Source organism: Pseudomonas sp. HMWF021 (assembly GCF_003061005.1).
Classification (GTDB): domain Bacteria; phylum Pseudomonadota; class Gammaproteobacteria; order Pseudomonadales; family Pseudomonadaceae; genus Aquipseudomonas.
In genome coordinates this window covers 1-11,198 of record NZ_QAIK01000039.1, presented here as the reverse complement: position 1 = coordinate 11,198, position 11,198 = coordinate 1, and the positions used below count along the sequence as shown (strand labels likewise).

The 11,198-nt window shown below is 59.2% G+C and carries 11 protein-coding genes and 1 tRNA gene; 8 read left to right on the top strand and 4 right to left on the bottom strand.

Features of this window, described 5'->3' with window-relative positions; all coding sequences use genetic code 11:
* The 3 genes from DBR18_RS04125 to hemA form a co-directional block, all read right to left on the bottom strand.
* Positions 1-519 (bottom strand): HemK family protein methyltransferase (locus tag DBR18_RS04125; protein WP_256588531.1); only part of this gene is annotated, 519 nt, incomplete at its 3' end.
* Positions 520-1,602 carry a peptide chain release factor 1 gene (gene prfA / locus DBR18_RS04120; RefSeq protein WP_108589353.1) on the bottom strand — a complete coding sequence of 361 codons (1,083 nt, stop codon included), beginning with the start codon at positions 1,600-1,602 and terminating at the stop codon, positions 520-522.
* Complete coding sequence (gene hemA / locus DBR18_RS04115; RefSeq protein ID WP_064589169.1) at positions 1,599-2,885, bottom strand: glutamyl-tRNA reductase; 1,287 nt, start codon at positions 2,883-2,885, stop codon at positions 1,599-1,601. Before hemA ends, prfA begins: the two co-directional genes overlap by 4 nt.
* Before the next feature lie 303 nt (positions 2,886-3,188).
* On the opposite strand from hemA, the gene DBR18_RS04105 reads away from it, so the two are divergent.
* The 8 genes from DBR18_RS04105 (at position 3,189) to ychF (ending at position 10,108) form a co-directional block, all read left to right on the top strand.
* Positions 3,189-4,913, top strand: coding sequence for a tetratricopeptide repeat protein (locus DBR18_RS04105; protein ID WP_108589352.1), 1,725 nt, complete (start codon positions 3,189-3,191; stop codon positions 4,911-4,913).
* 3 nt (positions 4,914-4,916) lie between these two features.
* The gene (gene lolB / locus DBR18_RS04100) at positions 4,917-5,534 is read left to right on the top strand and encodes a lipoprotein insertase outer membrane protein LolB (protein ID WP_108589351.1); all 618 of its coding nucleotides are present in this window, start codon (positions 4,917-4,919) and stop codon (positions 5,532-5,534) included.
* Positions 5,535-5,537: 3 nt separating this feature from the next.
* Positions 5,538-6,389 carry a 4-(cytidine 5'-diphospho)-2-C-methyl-D-erythritol kinase gene (gene ispE, locus DBR18_RS04095; RefSeq protein ID WP_108589350.1) on the top strand — a complete coding sequence of 284 codons (852 nt, stop codon included), beginning with the start codon at positions 5,538-5,540 and terminating at the stop codon, positions 6,387-6,389.
* A gap of 36 nt (positions 6,390-6,425) precedes the next feature.
* Positions 6,426-6,500, top strand: a tRNA-Gln gene (locus tag DBR18_RS04090).
* A gap of 45 nt (positions 6,501-6,545) precedes the next feature.
* On the top strand, positions 6,546-7,487 hold the full coding sequence (locus tag DBR18_RS04085; protein ID WP_003171603.1) for a ribose-phosphate pyrophosphokinase: 942 nt from the start codon (positions 6,546-6,548) through the stop codon (positions 7,485-7,487).
* A 141-nt stretch (positions 7,488-7,628) separates the two neighbouring features.
* Positions 7,629-8,231, top strand: a complete 603-nt coding sequence (locus tag DBR18_RS04080) for a 50S ribosomal protein L25/general stress protein Ctc (protein WP_007967646.1) — start codon at positions 7,629-7,631, stop codon at positions 8,229-8,231.
* A gap of 169 nt (positions 8,232-8,400) precedes the next feature.
* Positions 8,401-8,985, top strand: a complete 585-nt coding sequence (gene pth, locus DBR18_RS04075; RefSeq protein ID WP_003228164.1) for an aminoacyl-tRNA hydrolase — start codon at positions 8,401-8,403, stop codon at positions 8,983-8,985.
* A 22-nt stretch (positions 8,986-9,007) separates the two neighbouring features.
* Complete coding sequence (gene ychF, locus DBR18_RS04070; protein WP_108589349.1) at positions 9,008-10,108, top strand: redox-regulated ATPase YchF; 1,101 nt, start codon at positions 9,008-9,010, stop codon at positions 10,106-10,108.
* A 181-nt stretch (positions 10,109-10,289) separates the two neighbouring features.
* Here the strand turns inward: ychF and DBR18_RS04060 are convergent.
* Positions 10,290-11,198, bottom strand: a 909-nt coding sequence (locus tag DBR18_RS04060) for an MFS transporter (protein ID WP_108589348.1), incomplete at its 5' end; no start/stop codon positions are given.

Below are 11,198 nucleotides of genomic sequence, written 5' to 3'. Positions count from 1 at the left end.
GCCTTCAAGGGCGCTGAACCAGTGGCTGCTCAGCACCGTGGCGTTGTTCAGGTTCAGGCGCTGGCGATTGCGCTCGGCCAACGCTACGGCTTCCAGCACGCGATCCACCGCCGTGACCTTCCACGCCGGGCGCTCGCTGGCCAAGGCCAGGGCAATCGCGCCGCTGCCGGTGCCCAGATCGAGGACTTTCGCCGGCGTTGCTGCCAGCAGTTCCAGCGCGGCCTCGACCAGCAGCTCGGTGTCCGGGCGCGGGATCAGCGTGTGCGGCGCCACTTCCAGATCCAGCTTCCAGAACCCTTGCTGACCGAGAATATAGGCCACCGGCTCACCGCCGCGACGCCGTTGCAGGTACTCGGCAAAGAGCAGCGCCGCTTCGCTGGGCACGATGCGCTCGGGCCAGGTGTGCAGGAAGCTGCGCGGCTTGCCCAGCGCTGCGGCCAGGAGCAATTCGGCATCCAGACGCGCCGTCGGCGAGTCCGGCAGTTCGGCGGCGCGCAACAGACTGGCAATGATGGTCATTTATTCACCTATCGCGGCGAGTTGATCGGCCTGGTATTCGGCCAGCAAAGGCTCGATCACCGCTTCAACGCCACCGGCGAGGATTTCATCAAGGGAGTACAGGGTCAGGTTGACGCGGTGGTCGGTGACCCGGCCCTGGGCAAAGTTGTAGGTACGGATACGCTCAGAGCGGTCGCCGGAACCGACCAGCAATTTACGCTCGCTGGCGATCGCGTTGGCAGCGGCAGCGGTCTGCTGGTCGTTGAGCTTGGCCGACAGCCAGGCCATGGCTCGCGCCCGGTTCTTGTGCTGGGAACGTTCTTCCTGGCACTCGACGACAATGCCGGTGGGCAAGTGCGTGATGCGGATCGCCGAGTCGGTCTTGTTCACGTGCTGACCACCGGCCCCGGAGGAACGGTAAGTATCGACGCGCAAGTCCGCCGGATTGATCTCGATCGCTTCCTGCTCGTCCGGCTCCGGCAATACCGCCACGGTGCAGGCCGAGGTGTGGATGCGGCCCTGGGATTCGGTGGCCGGCACGCGTTGTACGCGGTGCGCGCCGGACTCGAACTTCAGCTTGCCGTAGACGTTGTCGCCTTCGACCCGGGCGATGACTTCTTTATAGCCGCCGTGTTCGCCCTCGTTCTCCGAGAGGATTTCCACCCGCCAGCCACGGCGCTCGGCGTAACGCGAGTACATGCGGAACAGGTCGCCGGAAAAGATCGCCGCCTCGTCGCCACCGGTGCCGGCGCGAATTTCGAGAAACACGTTGCGCCCGTCGTTCGGATCCTTGGGCAGCAACATGCGTTGCAGGTCGGACTCCAGAGTCACCAACAGTTCTTTGGCTTCGCGGACTTCTTCCACGGCCATTTCACGCATGTCCGGGTCGTTGTCCTTGAGCAGTGCCTGGGCACTCTCCAGATCATTTTGCACACCGAGCAGCTTTTTATAGGCGGCGACGACCGGCTCGACTTCAGCGTATTCCTTGGAATAAGCGCGAAATTTGGCCTGATCGGAAATGACTTCGGCGTCGCCAAGCAGCGCGGTCAGTTCCTCGAAACGGTCCTGGAGGATGTCCAGCTTGTTGAGCAGTGACGCTTTCATTGCGGTTTTTTATCCGAAAAACTATCCGGTGAGCCCTCGAGGGCAAAGAGTTCCTGGGCCATGGCCAGCGCATCGAGGCGGCCTTCGGCAGAAAGCTTTTTCAACTGCACGCTTGGCGCATGCAGCAATTTATTGGTCAGGCCACGGGCCAGTTGGCCCAGCACCTCTTCGGCATTACCGCCGTTGGCCAGCAGACGCAGGGCTTTTTGCAGCTCCTCGTCGCGCAGGCGTTCGCTCTGTTGCCGATAGGCCTTGAGCACATCGACCGCCGCCAGCTCGCGCAGGCGCACCATGAAATCGTCGGCGCCGACCGACACCATCTCTTCCGCCGCCTGGGCTGCACCCTGTCGGCTCTTGAGGTTTTCGGCGACCACTTCGTGCAGATCGTCGACGCTGTACAGATAAACGTCGTCGAGTTCGCCGACTTCCGGCTCGATATCCCGGGGCACGGCGATGTCGACCATGAAGATCGGCTTGTGCTTGCGCTGCTTCAGTGCGCTTTCCACCGCGCCCTTGCCGAGGATCGGCAACTGGCTGGCGGTGGAGCTGATGACGATATCGCTGCGCACCAGTTCTGCCGGGATGTCGGAAAGCAGCACCGCATGCGCGCCGAACTGTTCGGCCAGCAGGCTGGCGCGTTCCAGCGTACGGTTGGCGACCACGATGCGCTTGACCCCCAGCTCATGCAAATGACGGGCGACCAGTGTGATGGTCTCGCCGGCACCGATCAGCAGGGCCTGGCTGCGTTGCAGGTCACTGAAAATCTGCTTGGCCAGGCTGACCGCGGCAAACGCCACGGACACCGGGTTTTCGCCGATGGCGGTATCGGTGCGCACTTGCTTGGCGGCATTGAACGTCGCTTGAAACAGCCGCCCCAGCAGTGGGCCGATGGTGCCGGCCTCGCGGGCCACGGCGTAGGCCGATTTCATCTGGCCGAGGATCTGCGGTTCGCCCAGCACCAGCGAGTCGAGCCCGGAGGCGACACGCATCATGTGACGAACTGCCGCATCATCTTCGTGCACATAAGCACTCGCGCGCAGCTCATCGAGGCTTAAATGGTGGTAGTCGGCCAGCCAGCGCAGCACCAGATCAGCGGAAACCTGATCCTGTTCTATATAAAGCTCACTGCGATTGCAGGTGGAGAGGATCGCAGCTTCGCGGCTGTCGGTGAGTCGGCAGAGCTGCTGCAAGGCCTCAACCAGCTGCTCAGGGGTAAAGGCCACGCGCTCGCGGACGTCTACTGAAGCAGTCTTGTGGTTAATACCGAGTGCAAGGAAGGCCATTCAAGGTCGCTGATGGTGACGTGAAGCCGGCAATTGTCCTACTTCGTCAGATTCAGAACAACTATTGGATATCTATCGCCCTTATTGTATCCACATCTTGCTGCGATCCATTCTCGTTCATGTACACACACCCCCTGTAGGAGCTGCCGCAGGCTGCGATCTTTTGATTTTGTTTTTGCGGATCAAAAGATCGCAGCCTTCGGCAGCTCCTACAGGGATCAGCGTAAATTGCCTGAGCGGTTATGTTTGACCGAAGGCTTGTGTCATGATGATCCGACCGCAGGTTAGTCGTCCTTCTCCTATATGAATAGATCTTCCGCGTTGCTCCTTGCTTTTGTCTTCCTCAGCGGCTGCCAGGCCATGGCCCCCGTTTCGCCGGACAGCACCCCGCCGGTCGAAGACACCGCGTCCACGCCTGAAAAGCCCAAGGTTTACAGCTCGTTCAGCGAGGAAACCGTTTTCAGCCTGTTGAGCGCCGAACTCGCCGGCCAGCGCAATCGCTTTGACATTGCCCTGGACAACTACGTGACCCAGGCCATCAACACCCAGGATCCGGGGGTTTCCGAGCGCGCGTTCCGCATCGCCGAATACCTCGGCGCCGACCAGCCTGCGCTGGACACCGCACTGATCTGGGCGAAAAACGCTCCGGACGACCTCGAAGCGCAACGCGCCGCCGCCGTGCAACTGGCCCGCGCCGGGCGTTACGACGACTCCATGGTGTATATGGAGAAAGTCCTGCAGGGCAAGGGCGATACCCATTTCGACTTCCTCGCGCTGTCGGCCGCCGACACTGATCAGGAAACCCGCAACGGCTTGATGAAAAGCTTCGACCGTCTGCTGCAGCGCCACCCGAAAAACAGCCAGCTGATTTTTGGCAAGGCCCTGCTCCTGCAACAGGACGGCGACAACAAAGCCGCATTGACCCTGCTCGAAGACCATCCGCCGGAAGACGGCGAGATCGCTCCGATCCTGCTGCGCGCCCGCCTGCTGCAAACCATGAATCGTGGCGACGAGGCCGTGCCGTTGCTGCAGAAAAGCATCAAGAAGTACCCGGACGACAAGCGCCTGCGCCTGACTTATGCGCGCACCCTGGTCGAACAGGACCGCATGGACGACGCCAAGGTCGAGTTTTCCACCCTGGTTCAGCAATACCCCGAAGACGACGAACTGCGTTACTCGCTGGCCTTGGTATGCCTGGAAGCGAAGGCCTGGGATGAGGCCAAGGGTTACCTGGAAGACCTGATCGCGCGCGAAAGCCACGTCGATTCGGCGCACCTGAACCTTGGCCGCATCGCTGAAGAGCGCAACGACCCGCAAGGCGCGCTGATCGAATACGCGCAGGTCGGCCCGGGCAATGACTATCTGCCGGCGCAACTGCGTCAGGCCGATATCCTGATGAACAACGGCAAGACCGCCGAAGCCCAGAGCAAACTGGCCGCCGAGCGTGACGCCCAGCCTGATTACGCGATCCAGCTGTATCTGATCGAATCCGAAACCCTGTCGGCCAACAAACAGGACGACAAGGCCTGGAAAACCCTGGATAAAGCCTTGCAGCAATACCCGGACGATCTGAATCTGCTCTACACCCGCGCCATGCTCGCGGAAAAACGCAATGACCTGGCTCAGATGGAAAAAGACCTGCGCCTGATCATCAAGCGCGACCCGGATAACGCCATGGCGCTCAATGCGCTGGGCTACACCCTGTCCGATCGCACCACCCGCTACGCTGAAGCCAAGGCGTTGATCGAACAGGCGCACCAGATCAATCCGGAAGACCCGGCGGTACTCGACAGCCTCGGCTGGGTGAACTTCCGCATGGGCAATCTGGACGACGCCGAGAAATACCTGCGTCAGGCGCTCGAGCGTTTCCCTGACCACGAAGTCGCCGCGCACCTGGGCGAAGTGTTGTGGGTCAAGGGCAACCAGCGCGAAGCCAAACAGGTCTGGGGCAAGTACCTCAAAGATCAGCCAGACAGCACCATCCTGCGCAGCACCATCAAGCGCCTGACCGGATCCGAGACTCTTTAACTCATGTTTTTGCGCCACGTTATTGTTTTCAGTTTCATCGCCCTGCTCGCCGGTTGCGCGGGCTTCGGCGCTCGCGAATCGGTCGAGGGCCACGGCAGTCCGGCTCAGTGGGCCGCGAACAAACAACAGCTGACCGGCCTCGATGGCTGGCAGATCGACGGCAAGATCGGCATCCGCGCACCGAAAGATTCCGGTAGCGGCACGCTGTTCTGGCTGCAACGCCAGGATTACTACGACATTCGCCTGTCCGGCCCGCTGGGTCGTGGTGCGGCACGCCTGACCGGACGCCCGGGCAAGGTTTCGCTGGAAGTCGCCAATCAGGGCCGCTATGACTCCGAGTCGCCGGAAGCGCTGCTCGAAGAGCAACTGGGCTGGAAACTGCCGGTGTCGAATCTGGCCTGGTGGGTCCGTGGCCTGCCGGCACCGCAAAGCAAAAGCCGTCTGACGCTGGATAACGACAGTCGCCTGGCCAATCTGGAACAGGATGGCTGGAAGGTCGAATACCTCAGCTACGCCGAGCAAAACGGTTATTGGCTGCCCGAGCGGATCAAATTGCACGGCACCGATCTGGACGTGACGCTGGTGATCAAGACCTGGCAACCGCGTAAATTGGGGCAATAAAGCATGACCGCTCCGCGTCTGACGCTGCCCTCGCCGGCCAAGCTAAACCTGATGCTGCATATTCTCGGTCGCCGGGCAGACGGCTATCACGAGTTGCAGACGCTGTTTCAGTTTGTCGATTACGGCGACGAAATCACCTTCGCCGTGCGCGAAGACGGCGTGATTCAGCTGCACACCGAATTCGCCGGTGTGCCCCACGACAGCAACCTGATCGTGCGCGCGGCAAAAATGCTGCAGCAACAATCAGGCTGCTCGCTCGGTATCGATATCTGGATTGATAAAGTTCTGCCCATGGGCGGCGGCATCGGTGGCGGCAGCTCGAATGCCGCGACTACTCTGCTCGGTCTCAATCACTTGTGGCAACTGGGCTGGGATGAAGACCGCCTCGCCGCACTGGGTCTGTCGCTTGGCGCCGACGTGCCGGTTTTCGTCCGTGGTCACGCGGCATTTGCCGAAGGCGTGGGCGAGAAACTGACCCCGGTCGACCCCGAAGAACCGTGGTATCTGGTGCTCGTGCCGCAAGTCTCTGTAAGTACGGCAGAAATTTTTTCCGATCCTTTGTTGACACGTAACACGCCGCCCATTAAAGTGCGCCCCGTTCCCGAGGGAAACAGTCGAAATGACTGCTTGCCGGTGGTAGCAAGGCGTTATCCAGAGGTACGTAACGCATTGGATTTGTTAGGTAAATTTACCGAAGCAAAACTCACCGGAACTGGAAGTTGTGTGTTTGGGGGCTTCCCAAGCAAAGCTGAAGCTGATAAAGTCTCGGCCCTTCTGACAGAGACCCTAACAGGGTTTGTAGCAAAAGGAAGCAACGTTTCGATGTTGCATCGCAAGCTGCAAAGTCTGCTCTAAAGGAACCAGATGCAAGGCATCTGAAGCAACAGATACAGGGGCGTCGCCAAGCGGTAAGGCAGCAGGTTTTGATCCTGCCATGCGTTGGTTCGAATCCAGCCGCCCCTGCCATTTTCTATACTCATCCAGGTTACCCTCAGCCTCTAGGTACTGCGCGTGTCCAAGATGATGGTCTTTACGGGGAATGCTAACCCCGATCTGGCTCGGCGTGTCGTACGTCAGCTGCATATCCCTCTCGGTGACATTTCTGTCGGTAAGTTTTCCGACGGCGAAATTACTGCCGAGATCAATGAAAACGTTCGCGGTAAAGACGTCTTCATTATTCAGCCGACTTGCGCTCCGACCAACGATAACCTGATGGAACTGGTAGTGATGGCTGATGCCTTCCGCCGCTCCTCGGCTACTCGTATTACTGCTGTTATTCCTTATTTTGGTTATGCCCGTCAGGATCGCCGTCCGCGTTCCGCACGTGTGGCTATCAGCGCAAAAGTCGTTGCTGACATGCTTACCGTAGTCGGCATCGACCGTGTTCTCACGGTTGATCTGCATGCTGACCAGATTCAGGGCTTCTTCGATATTCCGGTAGATAACATCTACGGCTCCCCGGTTCTGGTGGATGACATTGAAGATCAGCGCTTCGAAAACCTGATGATCGTGTCCCCGGACATTGGTGGCGTCGTGCGTGCACGTGCTGTTGCCAAATCCCTGGGCGTGGATCTCGGGATCATCGACAAACGCCGTGAGAAAGCCAATCACTCTGAAGTGATGCATATCATCGGTGATGTCGAAGGGCGTACCTGCATTCTGGTCGATGACATGGTCGATACCGCCGGCACTCTGTGCCATGCGGCCAAGGCCCTGAAAGAGCATGGCGCAGCCAAGGTCTTCGCCTACTGCACACACCCTGTGCTGTCGGGTCGGGCCATCGAGAATATCGAAAATTCCGTGCTGGACGAGCTGGTGGTCACTAACACCATCCCGCTGTCCGCTGCAGCACAAGCCTGTGCACGTATCCGTCAACTGGATATCGCACCGGTTGTTGCCGAAGCGGTTCGCCGCATCAGCAATGAAGAATCGATCAGCGCGATGTTCCGTTAAGGGCCCTGCCCTTCTCGAAATGTCTCGTTGACGAAAAGCGCCCCGCCCCGGCATTCCTGTCGGGGCGGGGCTTTTTTGCCCATACCGTGTTTGGCGCTGGTCGCAAACGCCACCCGGTCATGGCTATTTTGGAGATACAAAATGAACGATTTTACTCTGAATGCTGAAGTGCGTTCCGACCTGGGGAAAGGTGCGAGCCGCCGCCTGCGTCGTCTCGCCGCTCTGGTTCCAGCTGTTGTTTACGGTGGCGACAAAGCCCCTGAATCCATCAGCATGCTGGCCAAAGAAGTTGCCAAACTGCTCGAAAACGAAGCGGCTTACAGCCACATCATCGAGCTGAACGTTGGTGGCAAGAAACAAAACGTCGTCATCAAAGCCCTGCAACGTCACCCGGCCAAAGGCCACGTGATGCACGCTGACTTCGTACGCGTTGTCGCTGGCCAGAAACTGACCGCTATCGTTCCTGTGCACTTCATCAACGAAGCTGCTCCAGTGAAGAAAGGCGGCGAAATCTCGCACGTTGTTGCCGAGATCGAAGTTTCCTGCCTGCCAAAAGACCTGCCTGAGTTCATCGAAGTCGATCTGGCTAACGCTGAAATCGGCACCATCGTTCACCTGTCGGACCTCAAAGCTCCTAAAGGTGTCGAGTTCGTTGCTCTGGCACACGGCGATGACAAGGCAGTAGCCAACGTCCACGCTCCACGTGTTGCTCCAGAAGCTACCGAAGAAGGCGCAGCAGAGTAATTTCACTCTGTTCGTCGGAGTGAGTGAAACATCGCGGACTGGAACGTAGCGAGAAAGCGGGCGAGAACGCGGAGTTTACATTCATGGTAAATGAGCAATTTTCGTCCACTTTCGCCGCTTTCCCTGATCGCGGCGATGTTAACCACCACTCCAAGGAAGGGCCCCTATCGTGACTGCCATCAAACTGATCGTTGGCCTGGGTAATCCAGGCGCCGAATACGAACAGACCCGGCATAACGCAGGGGCCCTTTTTGTTGAGCGTATCGCCGCCGCACAAGGTGTGAACCTTGTGGCCGATCGCAAATATTTCGGCCTGACCGGACGCTATTCGCATCAGGGTCAGGATGTTCGTCTGCTGATTCCCACCACCTACATGAACCGCAGCGGCCAGGCCGTGGCGGCACTCGCCGGTTTCTTCCGCATCAAGCCTGAAGAAATCCTGGTGGCGCATGACGAACTCGACCTGCCTCCGGGCGTCGCCAAGCTCAAGCAGGGCGGCGGCCATGGCGGTCACAACGGGTTGCGCGACATCATCGCGCAACTGGGCAATCAGAATACTTTCTACCGCCTGCGGCTTGGCATCGGCCACCCGGGCGTCGCCAGTATGGTTTCAAATTTCGTCCTGGGTCGTGCGCCACGCGCCGAACAGGAAAAACTCGATGCCAGCATCGACTTTGCCCTCGGCGTGCTGCCGGATATCCTCGCCGGTGAATGGAACCGCGCGATGAAAAACCTGCACAGCCAGAAGGCCTGACTCTAATCCGAGGGGAAACACCATGGGATTCAATTGCGGCATCGTCGGCCTGCCTAACGTCGGCAAGTCCACCCTGTTCAACGCCCTGACCAAATCCGGTATCGCGGCCGAGAACTTCCCCTTCTGCACCATCGAGCCGAACAGCGGCATCGTGCCGATGCCGGATCCGCGTCTGGACGCTCTGGCGGCCATCGTCAATCCGAAGCGCATCCTGCCGACCACCATGGAATTCGTCGACATCGCAGGCCTGGTGGCCGGCGCGTCGAAAGGTGAAGGTCTGGGCAACAAGTTCCTGGCCAACATCCGCGAAACCGACGCCATCGCTCACGTGGTGCGCTGCTTCGAAGACGACAACGTGATCCACGTGTCCAACAGCGTCGACCCGAAACGCGACATCGAAATCATCGACCTGGAACTGATCTTCGCCGACCTCGACAGCTGCGAGAAGCAACTGCAGAAAGTTGCACGCAACGCCAAGGGCGGTGACAAGGACGCCGTGGTTCAGAAAGCTCTGCTGGAGCAACTGATCGCGCACTTCACCGAAGCCAAGCCTGCACGCAGCCTGATGAAGAACATGAGCGCGGACGAAAAAGCCGTGATCAAGGGCTTCCACCTGCTGACCACCAAACCGGTCATGTACATCGCCAACGTCGCTGAAGACGGTTTCGAGAACAACCCGCACCTGGACGTGGTCAAGGCCATCGCCGAAGAAGAAGGCGCCATGGTGGTTCCGGTGTGCAACAAGATCGAAGCGGAAATCGCCGAGCTGGATGACGGCGAAGAGAAGGACATGTTCCTCGAGGCCCTGGGCCTGGAAGAGCCTGGCCTGAACCGCGTGATCCGCGCCGGTTACGAAATGCTCCACCTGCAGACCTACTTCACCGCCGGTGTCGAAGAAGTCCGCGCCTGGACCGTCCGCGTCGGTGCCACCGCACCACAAGCCGCTGGCGTGATCCACACCGACTTCGAAAAAGGCTTCATCCGCGCCGAAGTCATCGCCTACAACGACTTCATCCAGTACAAGGGCGAAGCCGGTACTAAAGAAGCTGGTAAATGGCGCCTGGAAGGCAAGGACTACATCGTCAAGGACGGCGACGTGATGCACTTCCGCTTCAACGTCTAAGCGTTACGCCCAAGAAAAAGCCGCGTTTGATACGCGGCTATTTTGTGCCTGACATTCAAGGCAAAACACATTCCCTTGTAGGAGTGAGCCTGCTCGCGATGGCGGTGTGTCAGTTGACGTAACTTCATCTGACACACCGCCATCGCGAGCAGGCTCACTCCTACAGTTTAAACGGTGTGGTTCAGGCCTTTTTGGTGCGCGGCAGGAAGATCGCCAGCACGCCAAACAACGGCAGAAACGAACACAGGAAATACACGTACTCGATCCCGTGCACATCCGCCAGATGCCCAAGCAACGCCGCACCAATCCCGCCGAAACCAAACATCAAGCCAAAGAACACCCCGGCGATCATCCCGACATTGCCCGGCACCAGCTCCTGCGCGTACACCACAATCGCCGAGAACGCCGAGGCGAGGATGAAGCCGATTACCACACTGAGCACAGTGGTCCAGAACAGATCGACGTGGGGCATCAGCAAGGTGAACGGCGCCACGCCAAGGATCGAAAACCAGATCACCGCTTTACGCCCGATCTTGTCGCCAATCGGCCCGCCAAAGAACGTCCCCGCCGCCACCGCTCCGAGAAACAGGAACAGATGCAGCTGCGAACTGGCCACCGACAGGTCGAATTTCTCGATCAGGTAAAAGGTGAAATAGCTGGTGAGGCTGGCCATGTAGAAATACTTGGAGAACACCAACAGCCCCAGCACCACCAGTGCACTGATCACCCTGCCTTTCGACAATCCGTGAGTCGCCGCCTGACCAGCCTTGAGCTTGAACAGGTTGAGGTGATGGGCATACCAGCGACTGATGCGATACAGCACGAACAACGCAAACACCGCGAACAAGCCAAACCACGCCACGTTGCCCTGACCGAACGGAATGATGATCGCCGCCGCCAGCAACGGGCCGAATGCGGAACCGGCGTTACCGCCGACCTGGAAGGTCGATTGCGCCAGACCAAAGCGTCCACCGGAGGCCAGCCGCGCGATCCGCGAAGCTTCGGGGTGGAAAGTCGATGAGCCGATACCGATCAGCGCCGCCGCCAGCAGAATCAATGGGAAACTGCCGACCACCGACATCATCACGAT